This window comes from Paenibacillus sp. FSL R7-0128 (genome assembly GCF_038002245.1).
In the GTDB taxonomy this organism is placed as follows: Bacteria; Bacillota; Bacilli; order Paenibacillales; family Paenibacillaceae; genus Paenibacillus_AQ; species Paenibacillus_AQ silagei.
Window position 1 is genome coordinate 2,651,922 of sequence record NZ_JBBOCD010000001.1, and the last position, 17,774, is coordinate 2,669,695.

General features: G+C 53.5%; 17 protein-coding genes. 10 read left to right on the forward strand and 7 right to left on the reverse strand.

The features are described from left to right. Positions 1 to 52 precede the first annotated feature (52 nt). The 5 genes from NST26_RS10795 (at position 53) to NST26_RS10815 (ending at position 4,724) form a co-directional block, all read left to right on the forward strand. Complete coding sequence (locus tag NST26_RS10795; RefSeq protein WP_339255344.1) at positions 53 to 676, forward strand: fumarylacetoacetate hydrolase family protein; 624 nt, start codon at positions 53 to 55, stop codon at positions 674 to 676. A gap of 25 nt (positions 677 to 701) precedes the next feature. Continuing rightward, the gene (locus NST26_RS10800; RefSeq protein WP_340958093.1) at positions 702 to 1,514 is read left to right on the forward strand and encodes a DUF92 domain-containing protein; all 813 of its coding nucleotides are present in this window, start codon (positions 702 to 704) and stop codon (positions 1,512 to 1,514) included. A 76-nt stretch (positions 1,515 to 1,590) separates the two neighbouring features. Continuing rightward, on the forward strand, positions 1,591 to 2,202 hold the full coding sequence (locus NST26_RS10805; RefSeq protein ID WP_339255346.1) for a TetR/AcrR family transcriptional regulator: 612 nt from the start codon (positions 1,591 to 1,593) through the stop codon (positions 2,200 to 2,202). 52 nt (positions 2,203 to 2,254) lie between these two features. Next, positions 2,255 to 4,204: an ABC-F family ATP-binding cassette domain-containing protein gene (locus NST26_RS10810; protein WP_340954192.1), complete on the forward strand. Its 1,950-nt coding sequence runs from the start codon at positions 2,255 to 2,257 to the stop codon at positions 4,202 to 4,204. Positions 4,205 to 4,235: 31 nt separating this feature from the next. Further along, a complete protein-coding gene (locus NST26_RS10815; RefSeq protein WP_340954190.1) occupies positions 4,236 to 4,724 on the forward strand; it encodes a tetratricopeptide repeat protein in 489 nt (162 codons plus the stop codon). Between the two features lie 402 nt (positions 4,725 to 5,126). On the opposite strand, the gene NST26_RS10820 is transcribed toward NST26_RS10815, so the two are convergent. The 5 genes from NST26_RS10820 to NST26_RS10840 form a co-directional block, all read right to left on the reverse strand. Continuing rightward, a complete protein-coding gene (locus NST26_RS10820) occupies positions 5,127 to 6,170 on the reverse strand; it encodes a M42 family metallopeptidase (protein WP_036725236.1) in 1,044 nt (347 codons plus the stop codon). Positions 6,171 to 6,197: 27 nt separating this feature from the next. Beyond that, positions 6,198 to 6,521 (reverse strand): LapA family protein, encoded by a 324-nt coding sequence (locus tag NST26_RS10825; RefSeq protein ID WP_036725233.1) that lies wholly within the window; start codon positions 6,519 to 6,521, stop codon positions 6,198 to 6,200. Between the two features lie 85 nt (positions 6,522 to 6,606). After that, complete coding sequence (gene pepF, locus NST26_RS10830) at positions 6,607 to 8,397, reverse strand: oligoendopeptidase F (RefSeq protein ID WP_036725485.1); 1,791 nt, start codon at positions 8,395 to 8,397, stop codon at positions 6,607 to 6,609. A gap of 206 nt (positions 8,398 to 8,603) precedes the next feature. Further along, positions 8,604 to 8,774 (reverse strand): hypothetical protein, encoded by a 171-nt coding sequence (locus tag NST26_RS10835; protein ID WP_209874284.1) that lies wholly within the window; start codon positions 8,772 to 8,774, stop codon positions 8,604 to 8,606. A 6-nt stretch (positions 8,775 to 8,780) separates the two neighbouring features. Further along, complete coding sequence (locus tag NST26_RS10840) at positions 8,781 to 9,014, reverse strand: hypothetical protein (protein ID WP_036702226.1); 234 nt, start codon at positions 9,012 to 9,014, stop codon at positions 8,781 to 8,783. Between the two features lie 172 nt (positions 9,015 to 9,186). Between NST26_RS10840 and NST26_RS10845 the strand changes: the two genes are divergently transcribed. Further along, a complete protein-coding gene (locus tag NST26_RS10845) occupies positions 9,187 to 9,384 on the forward strand; it encodes a cold shock domain-containing protein (protein WP_036725228.1) in 198 nt (65 codons plus the stop codon). A gap of 357 nt (positions 9,385 to 9,741) precedes the next feature. Here NST26_RS10845 and NST26_RS10850 read toward each other — a convergent pair whose 3' ends face one another. Further along, on the reverse strand, positions 9,742 to 10,980 hold the full coding sequence (locus NST26_RS10850) for an MFS transporter (protein WP_340954183.1): 1,239 nt from the start codon (positions 10,978 to 10,980) through the stop codon (positions 9,742 to 9,744). Between the two features lie 193 nt (positions 10,981 to 11,173). Between NST26_RS10850 and NST26_RS10855 the strand changes: the two genes are divergently transcribed. From NST26_RS10855 to NST26_RS10870, 4 genes are all read left to right on the forward strand, one after another. Continuing rightward, positions 11,174 to 12,256 carry a tetraprenyl-beta-curcumene synthase family protein gene (locus NST26_RS10855; protein WP_036725225.1) on the forward strand — a complete coding sequence of 361 codons (1,083 nt, stop codon included), beginning with the start codon at positions 11,174 to 11,176 and terminating at the stop codon, positions 12,254 to 12,256. 64 nt (positions 12,257 to 12,320) lie between these two features. After that, a complete protein-coding gene (gene pfkA / locus NST26_RS10860) occupies positions 12,321 to 13,292 on the forward strand; it encodes a 6-phosphofructokinase (protein ID WP_036725223.1) in 972 nt (323 codons plus the stop codon). A 147-nt stretch (positions 13,293 to 13,439) separates the two neighbouring features. Then, positions 13,440 to 15,926: a CoA-disulfide reductase gene (locus NST26_RS10865; protein ID WP_340954179.1), complete on the forward strand. Its 2,487-nt coding sequence runs from the start codon at positions 13,440 to 13,442 to the stop codon at positions 15,924 to 15,926. A gap of 16 nt (positions 15,927 to 15,942) precedes the next feature. Then, positions 15,943 to 16,203 carry a metal-sensitive transcriptional regulator gene (locus NST26_RS10870; protein WP_036725219.1) on the forward strand — a complete coding sequence of 87 codons (261 nt, stop codon included), beginning with the start codon at positions 15,943 to 15,945 and terminating at the stop codon, positions 16,201 to 16,203. A gap of 95 nt (positions 16,204 to 16,298) precedes the next feature. On the opposite strand, the gene NST26_RS10875 is transcribed toward NST26_RS10870, so the two are convergent. Continuing rightward, positions 16,299 to 17,654: an MATE family efflux transporter gene (locus NST26_RS10875; protein ID WP_340954176.1), complete on the reverse strand. Its 1,356-nt coding sequence runs from the start codon at positions 17,652 to 17,654 to the stop codon at positions 16,299 to 16,301. Positions 17,655 to 17,774 lie beyond the last annotated feature (120 nt).

The following is a 17,774-nucleotide window of genomic DNA, read 5'->3' on the forward strand; positions in this document are numbered from 1 at the left end:
GCAGCATTGCAGTATGAATTCCAATTCATAGAGGAAGAGAGCTGACGGAACAATGAGCAGTGCGATCAATAATGTATACTGTGTAGGACGCAACTATCAATTACATGCGGAGGAGCTGGGCAACAAGGTGCCTGCCGAGCCGCTGATCTTCCTGAAGCCGTCTCATGCTGCCGTGGCCCTGGATAAAGCGATCATCCATCTGCCCAAGGACGCCGGATTGATTCATTACGAGGGGGAGCTGGTGCTGCGCATTGCACGTGATTACGTGCCGGGGATGAGCGTGCAGGAGCTGGTGGATGTCATGGCGCTGGGCCTCGACTTCACGCTCCGTGATGTGCATAATGATCTGCAGCGCAAGGGTCTGCCGTGGACGGCTGCCAAGGGCTTCAAGAACGCAGCTCCGCTGACCCCGTACATGGCATTGCCTGAGGAAGAGGAACTGGAGGCCACCGACTTCACCGTCCGTAAGAACGGAATTGAGGTTCAGCGCGGGAACGTGAAGAACATGATTTTCTCCCTGCAAAAAATCGTTGAATTCATTGCCGCACGCTACGGGCTGGGCAAAGACGATATTATCTTCACCGGAACTCCCGCCGGGGTAGGTCCTGTAGTGGCGGGCGATTCGTTCGAGCTGTTCTGGGGCGATACCCTCATGGGCACCTGCCTGATCGGTTAAGGCGATGCTCTCAGGACTTGAAGTGCTGCAATGGCTGATCGGGGCCTGCGGTGCGCTGCTGGTTGCCGGGGCCGCTTACTGGAAGCAGTCGCTTAGCTTCTCAGGAATGGTGGCGGCAGTGGTTATGGGGACGATCTATTTCGGCGCGGGGAATCTGTTCTGGTTCGGTATCCTGCTCCTGTTCTTCATCTCCTCAACCCTGCTGTCGAAGCTGCATCATGAGAATAAGGCAGAGCTGGAGGCCACGTATGACAAAACCGGACGCCGCGACGCGGGCCAGGTCTTCGCCAACGGCGGACTCGGGATGCTGGCCGTTCTGCTGAACGCGGTCTATCCGCTGGAGCTCTGGGGCTTCCTGTTCATCGGGGTGATGGCTACTGTGACCTCGGATACATGGGCGACAGAGATCGGCACGCTGGCCCGGAAGCCTCCCCGGTCGGTGCTGACCGGGAAAGTGCTCCAGGCAGGCACCTCCGGCGGCGTATCCCTGCCCGGGACGCTGGCTGCTGCGGCGGGAGGAGCGCTCATCGGCGCGGCCTCCTGGCTGCTGCGGGCGGCCTCCGGCATGACGCCGCATGCCTTCTGGCTGCTGGTGCTGGCCGGACTACTGGGCGGGCTTGCGGGAGCTTTTGCCGACTCGGTTCTGGGTGCTACCGTGCAACGGATGAACCGCTGCACGGTCTGCGGCCGCGAGGTCGAGGCCTCCAAGCACTGCGGGAAGCCTACGGTATACGCCAGGGGCTGGCGCTGGATGGACAATGATACTGTAAATGCTGTAAGTTCTATAATAGGCGGTGCTGTAGCGCTGCTGGTCAGTTATATCAGTTACATAGGATAAGGACGGACCTGAGGATTAAGCCGGCCGTTGCGTTATCCGGTAACATACAGGATTCTATGGGTTGGGAGGTGAACCGTTGAGCAGTGCATCCGTAGACAAACATGCAGCTATTCTGGATGCCGCTTATGAGCTTTTCGGTTCAGGCGGCTTTTATGAGACCAAGATGTCGGAAGTGGCCGAACGTGCAGGCATTGCCAAGGGTACGGTCTATTTATATTTTAAAAGCAAAGAGGAGCTCTTCATGGCGGTTACCCGCCGCGATTGTGAAGGCTTCCTTGAGCAGCTTGAGGGTAAGCTGAGGACCTGCTCCGCAATGACAGACAAGCTCTCCGTGATTGCAGAGCATCATCTGTTCTATTACTATGAGCGCAAGCAGCATACGAAGCTGTTCTTCCGTGCGCCTAACAATAACCCTGAGCTGGTGGCGTATATGGCACAGTTCATGGAAGCCTATATGCAGGCTGTGGTGAAGGTGCTGCTGGAAGGCGGGGCTACCGAGCCGGAGCTGATGGCACAGTCGTACATCGGGATTCTGGACCGTCTGAAGATGGATATCCTGTTCGACCCTGAGTTTGCCGAGGCGGATGCCGATAAGAGGGCGAAGTTTGCGGCCAGGCTCTTTATCAATGGGGCACTAGGCAGCCTGGATTCGGCGCTGGGCGACTTCCCTGCTGAAGCTGAATCTTAAGAGAGTACAGCTAAGTTCCGGTTTCAAAATATAAGGCAAGCGAGGACAACTGATGAATATTATGACGGTGGAACACCTCTCCAAGAGCTACGGGGAGAAAAACTTGTTCCGTGATGCCTCCTTTGGCATGGACGACAGGGATAAGATAGGCGTAATTGGCGTCAACGGCACGGGAAAATCAACCTTTCTGAAGATTATCGCCGGGCTCGATACAGCAGATGAAGGGCAGATTAGCATCGGCAATGATGTGCGGGTGCAGTTTCTGGCCCAGAATCCGCCTTATGAGCCTGGAAATACGGTCCTGCAGCAGGTATTTGCCGGAGAGGACCCGGAGCTTGCGACGATGCGGGAATACATGGAGGTGATGTCTCTTCTGGAGCAGAATCCGGGAGACTCAGGGCTGGAGAGCAGGCTTGTCCGGATTGGTCAGGCCATCGACGCCGCCGGCACCTGGCAGCTGGAGAGTGAGGCCAAGACGGTTCTCACGAAGCTGGGGATTACCCGGTTCGATGCCCGGATGGAGAGCCTGTCGGGCGGACAGCGCAAGCGCGTAGCGCTGGCGGCGGCACTGATTACACCGTCGGAGCTGTTGATTCTGGATGAGCCTACCAACCATATTGATACGGATTCCGTAGCCTGGCTGGAGCAGTATCTGCAGAAGCGGCGCGGGGCGCTACTGATGGTAACGCATGACCGTTATTTCCTGGAACGGGTAGCCAGTGTAATGCTTGAGCTGGACGGCGGGAATCTGTACCGGTATGAAGCGAACTATTCGCGGTTCCTGGAGCTGAAGGCAGACCGTGAAGAACGGGAGGCTTCGGCCGAGCAGAAGCGCAAGAATCTGCTGCGCACCGAGCTGGCTTGGATTCGCCGCGGGGCTAAGGCCCGCTCCACGAAGCAGAAGGCGCGGATCGACCGCTTCGAGAAGCTCAAGGATAGCACGGGAGGCGCATCGGCGTCATCTATGGATATCTCTGTAGCCTCCACCAGACTGGGCCGCAAAATCATTGAGATTCAGGATCTCACCAAATCGCTGGATGGCCGGACCTTAATCAAGGATCTGAATTATATTGCTGTGCCGCAGGACCGCGTGGGGATTGTCGGCAAGAACGGCAGCGGCAAGTCCACGCTGCTTAACCTGATTGCCGGTAAGCTTACCCCGGACAGCGGTGAGGTGCAGCTCGGAACAACCGTGAAGCTGGGCTATTTCACCCAGGAGCATCAGGACATGGATCTCAGCCTGCGGGCGATCGAGTATGTGAAGGAAGAAGCCGAGATCATCAAGACCGCAGACGGCAGTGTCATCACCGCCGGGCAAATGCTGGAGCGCTTCCTGTTCCCGCCCGCGATGCAGTGGACGCCAATCTCCAAGCTGTCCGGCGGCGAGAAAAGACGTCTCTACCTGCTGCGCGTCCTCATGGGAGCCCCGAACGTGCTGCTGCTCGATGAGCCGACGAATGATCTGGACATCGGTACACTCGCTGTGCTGGAGGATTACCTCGATGAATTCCCCGGCGTAGTCTTCACCGTATCGCATGACCGCTACTTCCTGGACCGTACCGTGGATAAGCTGATTGCCTTCGAGGATGGGGGCATCCGCCTGCATGTCGGCGACTATAGCGAATATGAAGAGTGGCTGGCGAAGAACGTCCCATCCGGCAGCGAGAACGCCGGCAAGGCAGACGGCGGCTCCGGCCGCAGTGCCAGCGGGGCTGGTGCCGCTGCTGAGCAGGGCGGGAATGCTCAGGCCGGGTCAGCGCCGCGCGAGAAGCTGAAATTCACCTTCAAGGAGCAGCGCGAGTATGAGGGGATCGACGAGGCCATTGAACAGGCAGAACAGCATCTGACAGACATCTCGGCCCAGATGGAAGCGGCCTTCGCCGACTCCGGCAGGCTGCAGGAGCTGGTGGAGAAGCAGCGGCAGGCCGAGGCAGAGCTGGAGCGTCTGATGGAACGCTGGACGTATCTGAATGAATTGGCGGAGAAGATCGCGGGTAAATAACACCGCGGTGCAGAAGGAGGGGACAGTGGCTGTGACTCATACGATAGAAGCTGCTGTGCAGCTCCGGTCCTCTGGCCGGGCAGAAGAAGCAAGGACCATGCTGCTAGAGCTACTGTCAGCAGACGGGAGCAATGCCGAGCTGCATTATCAGCTGGCATGGACGCATGATGTGCTGGGCTTGGAGCGTGAGGCGGTGTCCTATTACGAGCAGAGTCTTGCCCTGGGGCTTCCAGATGCGGAGCAGAAGGCAGGCGCGATGCTGGGCCTGGGCAGTACCTACCGGACGCTCGGGCAGTATGCGGAGTCCCGTGTGGTGCTGGAGCAGGGAGCGCTTGAATTCCCGCAGCGTGCGGAATTTAAGGCTTTTCTGGCCATGACGCTGCATAATCTCGGTGCTCACACCGAGGCCATGGAACTGCTGCTTACCTTGCTTGCGGATACATCCGCCGATCCTGGTATCCGGGATTACCGTAAGGCCATTAAGTACTATGCGGACAAGCTGGAGCAGGTATGGCCTTAACCGGGGGATGCAACATCTCACGCGTGAACACAGCCCTAATCCTCAAAGTCAGAGGGTATGCGGAAATCCTGCCCAAAATGCAACATCTCTCTCGTTATCTCAGCTCTAATCCGCAAATGTTGCCCAAAATGCAGGATTATTCCTCACCGGAGCCGGTGGGCAGGGGAATTGTTGCAATTTGTGCAGGAATCCCTGCAAATATTCAATTATGGGCGGGCCAGGTTGCAATAGTTGCAACATTTCGGCCGTGTAAAGTAATATTTGTCTAATTACTATATCACCAAGGTTAACTAAAAAGGCAGCACCAGCTATTGAAATGAGCTGGTGCTGCCTTTTGTACTTGTTTACTAATATCCAGGTCGTGTTGCTATAGAAAGTGACCCGCCGTGGCGAGCAGCCCGATCAGTTCGCCCCAACATAAGCCGCCAGCAGCTTAGCCGTATTAAGCACAGCCTGTTTGTGGGTACGCTCCATGGAGTGCGAGGCGTGTACGCCCGGTCCGATCAGTGCGGCCCGGATGTTATTTCCGCCGCGCAGTGCAGCAGAGGCGTCGGAGCCGTATTGCGGATAGATATCCACCGCGAATGGAATAGCCAGACCGTTCGCCAGCTCGATCATTCGGCTGGTCATGGCATAGTCATACGGGCCGGAGGAGTCCTTGGCACAGATGGAGACATCCGTCTCTTTGCAGCTGAGGTCATCGCCCATCGCGCCCATGTCCACAGCGATCATCTCATTGATCTCCCCTGGAATCCAGGCAGCGCCGTGACCTACCTCTTCATAGTTGGAGATGAGCAGGGACAGGTTATGCAGCGGCTTCCAGCCTTCGCGCCGGATGCTCTCCAGCAGCCCGAATAAGGCGGCTACACTGGCTTTGTCGTCCAGATGGCGGGATTTGATATATCCGCTGGGGGTAAGCACCGCCCTTGCATCGAACGAAATGAAGTCACCTACCGAAATCCCCAGCTTCAGCACATCATCCTTGGTGGAGACCAGCTCATCAATCCGGATTTCCATGTTCTCTTCCGCGCGCTTGAAATCACGGGCATCGGCATACACATGCACAGAAGGATGACTGGTCAGGATCGTACCGGTATAAGTTAAGCCGCTGCGGGTATGGATGATGCAATATTCATTCTCAATGCTGTTCATGCTGAATCCGCCTACAGAGGTTAAACGGAGGGTACCGTTAGACTTAATAGAGCGGACCATGGCACCGAGCGTATCCACATGGGCGCTGATGCCGATCGTGCGCGAAGGATCAAGTCCGGGTACGGTGAGCATCGCGCCGCCTTTTTCATTCCAGGTGAGCGGAATATTGAGCGCCGCCGCTTCTTCAGCCACGAGTGCCATCACCTGGGCGGTGAAGCCGCTGGGGCTTGGGGTGTCGAGCAGTTTTTTGAGCAGATTCAGAATATATTCTTCATTGGGCTGGATGGTAAGCAAGGATAGTTCCTCCTATTCGTCTATGGGTTACAGCCGGGATGATCCTTCTGGCGTAAAGGGGTCACTCTCAGCAGGGATAGGTTCCATGTTGATACTATTAGCGTCACGCAGCTTGGCAAGCTCGGCATTCAGGCTCTTAATCTGCTTCTGCAGCTTATACTGGCGGAAAATTCCGTACGAACCGACCACAACACCGCCGATCAGCGCACAGCCAAGAATAACGAGGATAAGCGGAATGCTGACAAAGTCAAACCCGAAATTAACGGGCACCGTATCCACATTCATTACTGCGAAAACTGCAGTCAGCAGAGCGAAAAATAAACCTAATATAAGTGACCATTGAAATTTCATATAGCTTCCTCCTCAGGATGATCTGACAATACAAATCCCCTGCCATCAAAGGGCAAGGGATTACTGTAATACTAAGCCTTCTGTCTTACTTGGTCAACTGCTCCATCTGTTCGATCACGCTCTCGAATACGCTCATGGCTTCGCGGATCGGTTCAGGAGACGACATATCAACCCCGGCTTTGCTCAGGATGTTAATGGAATAATCGCTGCCGCCGCTCTTCAGGAAGCCGAGGTAACGGTCAACCGCCGGTTTGCCTTCCTCCAGAATCTGTTTGGCGAAGCTCGTCGCCGCCGAGAAGCCGGTAGCATATTTATAGACGTAGAAGCTGTTATAGAAATGCGGAATCCGTGCCCATTCCATCTCAATATCCTGATCAATCACCATATCCTTGCCGTAATACTTGACATTCAGGTCATAGTAGATAGCCGAGAGATCCTGCGGTGTGAGCGACTCGCCTTCTTCAGCACGCTGGTGAATGATTTTTTCGAATTCAGCGAACATCGTCTGCCGGAATACCGTCGTGCGGAACTGGTCGGCATAATAGGTGAGCAGGTACATTTTTTCCTTCGGATCTGTGGATTTGTTCAGCAGGTAATCCATCAGCAGCGCCTCATTGGTAGTAGAAGCAACCTCCGCCAGGAAAATAGTGTACTGCGCGTCCCGGTATTTCAGCGCTGTGTCCGAATAGTAGGAGTGCAGGGCGTGACCCATCTCATGTGCCAGTGTGAACATGCTGTTCAGATTGTCATTATGGTTCAGCAGCACAAAAGGATGGGTGCCGTAAGCTCCCCAGCTGTATGCGCCGGAGCGTTTGTTCTCGTTCTCGTAGACATCGATCCAGCCTTTGTCATAGCCTTCCTGCAGAACACTCAGGTAGTCCTCGCCAAGCGGCTTCAGGCCTTCCTTGGTAATCTTCTTGGCCTCGTCAAACGTAATATCCAGCTTATATTCGTCCACCAGCGGAGCGAACAAGTCATACATATGTAGCTCATCTACCCCAAGCAGCTTTTGGCGCAGCTTCATATAACGGTGCATCAGCGGCAGACTCTCGTGAATCGTATCGATCAGATTCGTGTAGACTTCCTTCGGAATATTGTCGCCGTACAAGGACATTTCCAGTACGGAAGGATATTTGCGCACACGGGAGTAGAAGACATTCTTATTCACATTCGCGCTCAGCGTGGCAGCAATCGTGTTCTTTTGCTTGCCGTAAGTTTCATAGACCGCTTTGAAGGCGTTCTTGCGTACCTCACGGTCCGGGCTTTCGAGGAATTGAATATAGCTTCCGTGGGTCAGCTCAACTTCCTTGCCTTCTTCGTTCTTAATCTTAGGGAACTTCAGATCCGCATTATTCAGCATGCTGAATACAGTTTGCGGGGCCTGGGCGATCGTGCTGACCTGAGCCAGCAGCGCTTCTTCCGCCTTGGACAGGACATGGGCCTTCTCACGCTTCATTTCAGTCAAGGTGAAGGTGTAGTCGGAGAGCGAAGGGTCAGCGATGAACTGGTCCAGTGTCGCGTCAGGCAGGGCCAGAATCTCAGGTGTGACAAAAGAAAGAGCTTCACCCGCTTCAACGCCAAGCTTCTTGGCCTTGGAGGAGAGAGCCTGGTACTTCGGAGCCGCTGTATCCTCGTCCTGGCGCATATGCGCATAGACATAGAGGCGTTCAGTCAGCAGGGACAGCTTATCGTCCAGCTCGAAGCACTTCTTCAGGGCATCCGGAGAATCCAGCTTCCCCTGGAAGGAGGCAGCGCTTGTAATCAGCGCCTTCACTTCCTTATATTCGGCATCCCATTGCTCCTCTGAAGCAAACATATCTTCAAGCTTCCAGCGGTTCTCGGCGGGCACTTCACTTCTCTTAGGTAATTGTTCCATAGAAATCCTCCTCGGTAGATGGGATGCGGCTGGGCTGCTCTCCGCCTGCGGGAGCGCTGAGGACAGATTTCCCTGCAGCAGGCTGAGCGCAAGCAGGAGCGGGAGTGATTTGGCGGTAACGGACATGACGGCAGCCTCCTGATTCTCAAAGTCTGCTTAGTATGCCCTGCCAATTCATGTTTATTAAATCTTGCTTACAGATGAAGTTATGTGAGCAGGCTATAAATAATGAAGACAAAAGCCAGCGCAATCATAATGACTGCGGTCAATGCCATCCCGCGCTTCAAGCGCGGGGGCATTTTGTCCTTGCTCATAATCAGTACGGCACCCAGGCACAGGACGACAATGACATAAATGACAAGACTCTCATTATCCATGCCGGACTATACCTGTTTGAAGGCTGCGATGATATTCTTGTACTCTTCTTCATTATCCTTGTAGGATTCTTTATTGAAGCGGTTGTTCACCCACTGCATCATAGCCGGACGGCTCATGAAGGTATGCGTTTCTTCTCCCCATTGGTCGGAGATTTCACGAAGGATAATATAACGTCCCTGAACCTCCACCGTCATCATGTTCCACTTGTCTGTTTTGTATATTTCATGTTTTTTGATCATTATCATTACCACCCTGGCGATTTTTGGCTTTTGGGTCAATGATAACGCACCGGAGAAGGGAAAAGCAAATTAAATCATGAAATCAGGGAAAAGATGGATTGCTTTACAAGTATAGAAAGAGTATAATGTAAGCATACGCCATATATGGCGGTATTTTTAGGAGGTTGTTCATTTGAAAGGTACAGTAAAATGGTTTAACGCAGAAAAAGGTTATGGTTTCCTTCAAGTTGAAGGCGGCGAAGATGTATTCGTTCACTTCTCAGCGATTCAAGGCGACGGATTCAAGACTTTGGACGAAGGCCAAGCGGTAGAATTCGATGTTACTGACGGTAACCGTGGTCCACAGGCAGCGAACGTAGTTAAATTATAAAATACGGCCAAGGCAGAGCTTCTGTCAGCCGCAATATATATATTTGATCTAGCACGCACTGGCATAAGTAGCATCAGGCAGCTTGAGCAGCACAGTTCCTTCGGGGGCTGTGTTTTTTTATTGGTTAGGAAATTATGATTTACGTCCGATGTGGATAAGTTACGCATCAAGTTAATAGGAATGACTTCGCTGATTTCAGCGAACAGCAGGATATGGTCGAAAAACCGACCATATTCGGTGCGGAAGAGGCGAGTGGGCGGGATATGGTCGGAAAACCGACCACAATGGGGATGCCGGAGCATTTTGTTATGCTGCGGCGTGCCTGGTGGTGCTATATCCTTCCCCGCCCATAATCAGTCAGAGCGGGGTCTTGTTCCTTAGCGGGCGGTCCGTGCCGCCCCCGAGGTCCATCAGATGCTTGGACAGGAAGCCGATGAAGGCCAGAACCGAGAAGCCGGTAGCAACCAGATAGAATACAATCCGGCCGGCATCCTGGTAGATCAGTCCGCCGAAGGTGCCGCTGAGCAGACCTGCGCCGCTGGACCATACGACGGTGAAGAGTGCCATTCCGGTTGCCCGCAGGTGATCAGGGATGATCCGTGTGATGTAGCGGACCGCAGTTACATAATAAATGCCGAACGAAATGCTATGCATGGCCTGAATGGCAACCACGGTACCCGGCTCCCGGGCCAGCGACATGAACAGAAAGCGCAGCGTGAACATCAGGCTGGCAAAAGCAAGCAGCGGCAGCTCCTTGAACTTGTCGCCATATCTGCTGAGCAGGAAGAAGATGGGGATCTCACTGAGCGCTGAAGCCAGCAGCGCCCAGCCGACAACTTCATCTCCTGCATTCATGCCCTTGAGGCTGATCGTCAGGAAGGCCTCGTTCATCCGGTAGCCGATGGCGAGCAGGAATACAGAACCGAAGAACCACAGCACTTCCTTTTGCAGGAGAATCTCGCGGAGTCCGGCGCCCTTCAGCGTTCTGTCCGTAGACTCCTTGTCTACAGAGAGCGGAGCCGCCTCGGTTCGCTTCACATCCTTCAGCCCAATCGTAATCAGCAGCGCGGTTACGACAATCACAATACAAATCGCTACGCTGTACTGAGGTCCCAGCGTTCTGAGTACATAGCCGATTGTAAGGGCGAAGAAGGAGTATCCGAGCGAGCCGAATACACGGATGGCAATGAAATTCCGCCCGTGACGCTGGGCAATTTTAATTGCCATCGTATCTGCCAGTGGAAAGACAGGGTAATAGAAGAAATAGAAAAAGGATAAAATAAGCATGACACTCGAGAAATCGGTGGCTCTGGCCAGAATAATGGCGGTGATCAGCTGACCTCCAAGCAGGAGAGCCATAATCTTACGGACGGTACCCAGCCGGTCGCTCATCATACTCCAGAACAGATTAGAGAGAATCGAGATCAACGGGCCTACCGAGTAGAGCAGACCCATTTGCGGACTGCTGAAGCCTAAGTGGGCATAAAATAACGGGAAATAAGAAACAACCAGCACACTGGTGCCGTACAGCGTAAACATAAAGGATCGCAGCCAGTTTTGATCACTGTATTGGCCGCCGCTCCGCCTCGCATTCATGATTGTGCACTCCTTCGGGATATAGAAAAGTATAGTATAGCATAAAGCGGAGAGGCCGGGGGATTCGTATAATATCGATTTTCTGAATCTTTCAAGAGTTTGCGAAAGTGATTTTGTTGTTTGTACAAATCCGCTCTGCATATTATAATAATCATGATTTGGATAAGGAGACAACAATGTGGAGGCACTGTCATTGAATGAATTTGAGCAAGGCCGTAACCGTAGTCCGCGCGGTCCTATTGGACTCATGAAGAGGGTCTATAAGTACGTGCTGCCGGAAGTGCGATCATGTCTCGATTCCTGGCGCAAGGATGCAGAAGGAATTCCCGATCCCGAGCTCCGTAAGCAAGCGCTTGCCAGCATTGAAACGAAGCAGTTTCATTGCGAAGGCGGCGGAATCTATGCCGCCGGCAATTTGTCGATGAGACATATACTGATTCCGCTAATTGTTGCTTATCAGACGATCAGTGATTATTTGGACAACCTGTGTGACCGCAGTACTTCGCTTGATCCGGCCGATTTCCGGTTGCTGCATAAGTCCATGCTGGATGCTGTTACCCCCGGCGCGGAGCCTGTGAACTATTACGCGCTGCGCACGGAACAGAATGACGGCGGATACCTGCACAGACTGGTCCGCAAATGCCAGGAGATGACCTCCCGGCTACCCGGCTACGGTGCTGCTGCTGAAGAGGTCTATAATCTGGCTGTATTGTACACTGATCTTCAGGTCTATAAGCACATTCACCCGGAGCTTAGAGAAGCTGCCCTCAAGGAATGGTGGGAGAAGGAGGGGGAACGCGCGCCTCATCTCCAGTGGAATGAATTTGCTGCCGCAACCGGTTCAACCCTGGGCGTATTCATGCTTTTTCTGGCGTCCTGTGATCCTAAGCTAAGCACAGTGGCATCATCATCCATTCGTGCTGCTTATTTTCCGCATGTGTGCGGTCTGCATATCATGCTGGATTATCTGATTGACCAGGATGAAGACCGGGCCGGCGGTGATCTCAATTTCTGCAATTATTATGAGAATACGGATATGATGCTGAACCGGATCGCTTCCATTGTGGAGTGGGCCCGTAAGGATGTCCGGAGTCTTCCTGAGAACTCCATGCACCGTATGATCATCGAAGGACTGCTGGCCCTGTATTTATCCGATCCCAAGGTTAGTGAGCAACGCGAGGTCCGCTCGGTATCCCGGAGGCTGATGAAGAATAGTCCGCTGACCAGACTCTTCTTCTTCGTCAACAGCCGCTGGATACGCAAACACATGTATTAGATGCTGCCGGATCTTCTCCGGGTAAGGGGAGAAACTGGCACAAATTTAAGGAGGAACTAACAGAATGTCAAACGTAAAAAAAATCGCAGTATTAACCAGTGGAGGAGACTCCCAGGGGATGAACGCCGCAGTGCGTGCGGTTGTCCGCAGCGCGATCTACTTCGGAATTGAAGTATTCGGCATTCAGCGCGGGTATCAGGGCCTGCTGAACCGCGACATTTTCCCGATGGATCTGCGCAGTGTCGGAGATATCATCCAGCGCGGAGGTACGGTTCTGCAGTCTGCACGCTGTCTGGAGTTCATGAAGCCGGAAGGCCAGCAGAAAGGTGCTGACATTCTGAATGAGCTCGGCATCGACGGTCTGGTTGTTATCGGCGGAGACGGCTCTTACCATGGCGCCAACAAGCTCAGCAAGCTTGGAATCAAGACGATGGCTCTGCCGGGTACCATTGATAATGATATATCGTTCACAGACTACACTATCGGATTCGATACTGCCGTTGGCGTGGTAGTGGATGCGATCAATAAATTGCGCGACACCATGTCATCCCATGAGCGTTCCTCCATCGTAGAGGTTATGGGGCGTCACTGCGGAGATATCGCTCTGCATGCAGGCCTTGCTTCCGGGGCGGAGACGATTCTGGTGCCGGAAATGCCTTATGACCTGAATGAGGTAGCTGACCGGATGAAGGATAATTTCGCACGCGGCAAACGTCACAGTATCGTCATTGTAGCTGAAGGCGTCGGCAAGGGTGAGGATGTTGCTCAGGCACTCAAAGACCGCCATGCTTCCCTGGATGCCCGTGTTACGGTACTGGGACACATTCAGCGCGGAGGTACTCCAACACCAGGAGACCGTAACCTCGCCAGCCGTCTGGCTGATTTCGCGGTCCGTAAGCTGATCGAAGGCGAATCGGACAAGGCATGCGGAATTATTAAAGGGGAATTGACCCTGACCGATATCGATAAGGTAGTGAATACGAAGAAGGATTTCAATATTGAGCTGTATGAGCTGGCTTCCCGTTTGTCCCAGTAAGAGCAGCAGAATTTATAGGATCTTCAAATTTCACCGGAGCAGCAAGCCTTCCATCACCGGAAGGGGCTGCTCTTTTTTGACTTGACAGTATACCCCCACCCGTATATATTAATACCCATAGGGGTATACAATTAGGAGGGAATAAGCATGAGTAGAACTATAGTCATTATCGGCGGTGTTGCCGGAGGGGCATCCGCTGCGGCACGCCTAAGAAGACTGAACGAAGAAGACAACATTATCATGATTGAGCGGGGAGAGCATGTTTCTTTTGCCAATTGCGGGCTGCCTTATTATATTGGGGAGAGTATTGATTCCCGGGACAAGCTGTTTCTGCAAACACCGGCTGGAATTAGGGCACGCTTCAATATTGATGTGAGAATCTTTACCGAGGCGACAGAGATTGACCGTGAACATAAGCAGGTACACTGCCGCAATGTTACAACAGGCGAGAGACTGCAGATTCCATATGATATCTTAGTACTCTCACCGGGAGCGAAGCCGATAGTTCCTCCGATTCCGGGTATTTCAGAGGCTGAGAACCTGTTTACCTTAAGGAACATTCCTGATACAGATCGTATCAAGGCCTATGTGGACAGCCGTCACCCCCGGCATGCCACTGTAATTGGTGCAGGTTTTATTGGTCTTGAGATGGCGGAGAACCTGCGGGAGCGGGGGCTTGATGTCACTGTGATTGACCGGGGGCAGCAGATTCTGAACCCGCTTGATCTCGAGATGGTTCGTCCGCTGGAAGAGCATATGCGTTTGCACGGGGTGGAACTGCGGATGAATGAGGGTGTAGAGGCTATTGAACAGCAAGGCAGCCTGCTCCGTCTCTCCTCCGGCGGGGAGCTTAGAACAGATATGGTTATCTTGGCGATTGGGGTCAGTCCTGAGAATGACCTGGCACGGAGCTGCGGGCTGGAGCTGGGCATCCGGGGATCGGTTAAGGTCAATGCCTCGCTACAGACCAGTGATCCGGCCATCTATGCCGTAGGGGATGTCATTGAAGTGAAGGACCGCGTTCAAGGGTTCGATACCATGGTCTCCCTGGCCTGGGGAGCGAACCGGCAGGGGCGTCTGGCCGCCGATCATATCAACGGCCGGGAAGCCTCTTACACTGGGGCATTAGGTACTGCGATTATCAAAATTTTCGATATGACTGCTGCGCTGACCGGGAACAACGAGAAGACGCTGAAGTCGCTTGGGGTACCTTATGAAGCTGTGCATATCCATCCGAATTCTCATGCCGGTTACTACCCCGGTGCTGCACCAATAGCGCTTAAGCTGCTGTTCAACCCGCAGACAGGAGAGATTTATGGAGCACAAGCGGCCGGAAGTGCCGGAGTGGACAAAAGAATAGATGTCATTGCCACCGCGATCCGCAGCAGGCTTAAGGCAGATGAGCTGGCCGATCTGGAGCTGGCGTATGCGCCGCCGTATTCCTCGGCCAAAGATCCGGTCAATATGGCGGGCTATGTTGCCTCCAATCTGATGGAGGGACTCGTCCGTAATCTGCAATGGCATGAAGTGGACGAATTCACACGTAGTGGCGGCCTCATCATTGATGTCAGAGACGAAGCAGAGCGTTTAGCCGGGTTCATTCCGGGTTCCATCAACATTCCGCTGGCTGGGCTGAGAGACCGGCTCACAGAGATTCCTGGAGAGCGGGAGATCGCCGTGTCCTGCCAGGTAGGGCTGCGCGGCTACATTGCTGCCCGCATGTTAATCCAATACGGATATGCAGTACGAAATGTTGACGGAGGGTACAAAACATACGCAGCGATGGCAAGGGGGGATAACACTGATGATTCCGGCAAAAGAGAGACGCCGGCTTTAAAAGTGAATGCCCCGTCTCCCGCCAGTATAGTCCATAGCCACGAACAGCTCAGCCCTAAGCCGCAGCTCCTGCTGGATGCTTGCGGATTACAGTGCCCCGGCCCTATACTCAAAGTATATGAGACTATAAGCTTAATGGAGGAAGGCCAGCGGGTTGAGATCACTGCAACGGATTTCGGTTTTGCCGCTGATATCAGGCAGTGGTGCAGCAAGACAGGGAACACACTGGAAGCTGTGGATGTATCCGGGGGCAAGGTTCAGGCGCTGGTACGGAAGGGAGTAGACCCGGCAGACAGAACCGTAGTTCCGGCGGAACAGTCAGCGGTCTCTGAAGGTACAACGATGATTGTTTTCAGCGGTGATCTGGATAAAACTATCGCTTCCTTCATTATTGCAACAGGCGCCGCAGCAATGGGCAAGCAGGTAACCATGTTCTTTACCTTCTGGGGGCTTAATGTTCTGCGCCGGGGGCAGTCTCCGCAGGTGAAGAAGAATGCTCTAGACCGGATGTTTGGCATGATGATGCCGAAGGGAACGCGGAAGCTTCCCTTATCCCGCATGAACATGGGCGGGCTTGGGTCGAAGCTGATCCGCTATACTATGGGCCGCAAGAATGTGGAATCCCTGGAGAATCTGATGCAAGGCGCACTGAATGCCGGGGTTAAGCTGATGGCCTGCACGATGAGCATGGACATCATGGGCATCAAGCAGGAGGAATTAATTGAAGGTGTAGACTTCGGCGGTGTTGCCAGCTATCTTGGAGCTGCCGAGGATTCCGGCGTGAACTTATTCATCTAGAGGGGGCCAAGGGACAGTGGAGTATGATAAAGCTATTAGCAACCGGTTGAAGCGTATCGAAGGTCAGGTGAGGGGAGTACTCGGGATGCTGGAGGAAGGCAAAGATTGCCGCGAGATTGTGACTCAGCTGACAGCGATCCGAACAGCCGTAGACCGCTCTATTGGTGCAGTGATCGGAGACAATCTGGAGCACTGTATTCAGGAAGAGCTTGCGAAGGGGAACTCCCCTGATCAAGTGATTAAGGAAGCAGTAGATTTGCTTGTAAAGAGCCGTTAATGAAGAACAGCCACAGACGAAGGGTGAAATCTCCCGGATGTCTGTGGCTGTTTTTGTTATAAGACAAGAACTTTTTTGTGGAGCTCCGTGCTATTTCATGCCTTCTCCGGGGCGAATCTGCGCTGCACCCTGACGAGCCGGCCCAGGAGCAGAATTGCGCCGATTCCAAGGCCGGTAATGAGTCCGATCCAGTAGCCGTAAGCCCCAAGCTCAGTATAAGTGGCGAGCAGGTAGCCGACGGGCAGGCCGATCACCCAATAGGCTATGAAGCAGATGACGAACGCAGGATTAACATCCTTATATCCCCGCAGCACACCTTGAGTCGGGGTTGCGATGGCATCGGAGATCTGGAAGAAGATCGCGTAGATCAGGAAATGCTGGATCAGCGAGATCACTTCTTGGTCATCCGAATACAGTCCGGCGACATGATTCCCGGCGAAGAGCAGCACCAGCGCTGTGAGCAGGGAGAGGACAGCCGCCGTACCAATGCCCATAATGCCATACTGGCGCGCATCCCTCAGCCGGCCGGAGCCGCTCTCGAAGCCGACGAGAATCGTCAGACTCATGCAGATGCTCAGCGGAATCATATAAAGGGTGGAAGCGAAGTTAATGGCGGCCTGATGGGCAGCGATTGTAATGGTATCGAAGCGGCTCATCAGCAGGGTTACAGCCGAGAACACCGCCGTCTCGAAAAAGATCGAAAAGCCGATAGGCACACCAATCTTCAGCAGCTCCTTGAGACTTACCAGGGACACCGCGTGAAATTTACGGAAAATCTGCAGATTGCGGAAAGGCTCAGCCCGGTAGACGAAGATTAGGGCAATCAGAAAAATGACCCAATACGTGATCGCAGAGGCTACGCCTGCGCCTACTCCGCCAAGGCGGGGGAAGCCGAAGTTACCGAAGATCAGCAGATAGTTAAGCCCCACATTGACCGGCAGGGCAATCAGGGTGATGAACATGGAGACACGGGTCTGACCCAGGGCATCAATACAGCTGCGGACAACGGTATAGCCGAACAGCGGGATAATGCCGAAGGAAATAGCACCGAGGAAGCGGAAGGCAATATCTCGTACCGCAGGCTCTAGATTCATGAAATTCAGGATCGGTGTGAGAGCGAGGCTGCCAAGAATCAGCACGAGCACGGATACGATCAGGGAGAGCCAAATGCCCTGCATCACCTGGTTAGCCACATCCTTACCCCGCTTGCTGCCGAGGAGATGAGACACAATGGGTGTAATCCCCATAAGAATACCGCTAAGGCCTGTCTGGATCGGAATCCACAGGCTTGTGCCGATGGCTACGCCGGCCAGATCATTCGTGCCGAATTTGCCGGACATATTGGTGTCGAAGAAGGTAATGGCCGACAATGCAATCTGAGTAATCAGAATCGGAAGCAATATATGCAGGAATTGCCCGGCCTTTTGTTTAATGGAAGTTGTCTGTTTCATAATGATCAATGCCCCGTTATCTTTATTTTGAATACTTATTTTCCCAGTGTAAATATTCCCAGTAAAAAGCCCGGCAGCTGCCGGGCTCTGGATATCATGCGGCTATGGATACGTCCGGAT

What these genes read in the sequence shown, in the direction of transcription:
- NST26_RS10865 (WP_340954179.1), top strand. Translation starts at nt 13,440, where the DNA reads ATGAGTAGAACTATAGTCATTATCGGCGGTGTTGCCGGAGGGGCATCC.
- NST26_RS10875 (WP_340954176.1), bottom strand. Translation starts at nt 17,654, where the DNA reads ATGAAACAGACAACTTCCATTAAACAAAAGGCCGGGCAATTCCTGCAT.
- NST26_RS10810 (WP_340954192.1), top strand. Translation starts at nt 2,255, where the DNA reads ATGAATATTATGACGGTGGAACACCTCTCCAAGAGCTACGGGGAGAAA.
- NST26_RS10825 (WP_036725233.1), bottom strand. Translation starts at nt 6,521, where the DNA reads ATGAAATTTCAATGGTCACTTATATTAGGTTTATTTTTCGCTCTGCTG.
- pepF (WP_036725485.1), bottom strand. Translation starts at nt 8,397, where the DNA reads ATGGAACAATTACCTAAGAGAAGTGAAGTGCCCGCCGAGAACCGCTGG.
- NST26_RS10840 (WP_036702226.1), bottom strand. Translation starts at nt 9,014, where the DNA reads ATGATCAAAAAACATGAAATATACAAAACAGACAAGTGGAACATGATG.
- NST26_RS10835 (WP_209874284.1), bottom strand. Translation starts at nt 8,774, where the DNA reads ATGGATAATGAGAGTCTTGTCATTTATGTCATTGTCGTCCTGTGCCTG.
- NST26_RS10795 (WP_339255344.1), top strand. Translation starts at nt 53, where the DNA reads ATGAGCAGTGCGATCAATAATGTATACTGTGTAGGACGCAACTATCAA.
- pfkA (WP_036725223.1), top strand. Translation starts at nt 12,321, where the DNA reads ATGTCAAACGTAAAAAAAATCGCAGTATTAACCAGTGGAGGAGACTCC.
- NST26_RS10850 (WP_340954183.1), bottom strand. Translation starts at nt 10,980, where the DNA reads ATGAATGCGAGGCGGAGCGGCGGCCAATACAGTGATCAAAACTGGCTG.